Origin of the sequence: Actinomadura sp. NBRC 104412 (assembly GCF_030269515.1) — a bacterium.
Taxonomy (GTDB): domain Bacteria; phylum Actinomycetota; class Actinomycetes; order Streptosporangiales; family Streptosporangiaceae; genus Spirillospora.
The window spans coordinates 1-665 of sequence record NZ_BSTM01000101.1 but is presented as its reverse complement, the minus strand read 5'-3'; the positions used below and the strand labels follow the sequence as shown (position 1 = coordinate 665).

The following is a 665-nucleotide window of genomic DNA, read 5'->3' as shown; positions in this document are numbered from 1 at the left end:
TGCAACACCGGATCGCCCGTAGCGGACCCCGCCGACAACTCCAACCGGATCCCGCTGCCGGGGGTGCGGTAGACCGCCAGGTCCAGTGACCCGACCGGGCCGGTACTGATCGTCTCAGAAACCGCGTCGATATCACCCACACGCGGCACCGACTCAAACAGCCTGATATTGATCGTCGGAAGCGCCAGATACGAAACCTGACCACCCGGCCACAACCGAGCGATCTGATGATCCTCCACAACCAGATAACGCCGGCAAACCCTCAACTGGCCCGCAACGACCCCCAGCACATCCCCCACGGTCTGATACGGACTGATCCCCGTCACAACCGGCACCGCCCTGGAGACCGCACTCGGCGTCCTCAACAACGCACGATCATCGCGCAACATCAGCGGAACACGAACCGCCAGCAGATCACGACCATCCACCACAGCCGTGTAAACACCCCACAGCGCGATCAACGCATCAGTCCACGACACCCGCGCAGCACGAGCGAACCGCTGCACCCTCGACAAAGCGTCATCGGATATCGGGACGACAACCGGCCGACTCGACGACACGAACACCCCGGACAAGTCTTCTGCGTCCTCACGGCCGGCGTACTCGACATCGAGAACACCACCCCAATACGCGACACTCTCCTCGACCCCGCAACCACCAGGACT

1 protein-coding gene is annotated in these 665 nt (G+C 62.7%); it reads right to left on the bottom strand.

Going from position 1 to position 665, the window contains the following annotated elements; translation table 11 throughout:
* The coding region (locus tag QSK21_RS35915) for a condensation domain-containing protein (RefSeq protein ID WP_285702223.1) at nt 1-461 on the bottom strand (461 nt) is incomplete at its 3' end.
* Between the last annotated feature and the right edge of the window lie 204 nt (nt 462-665).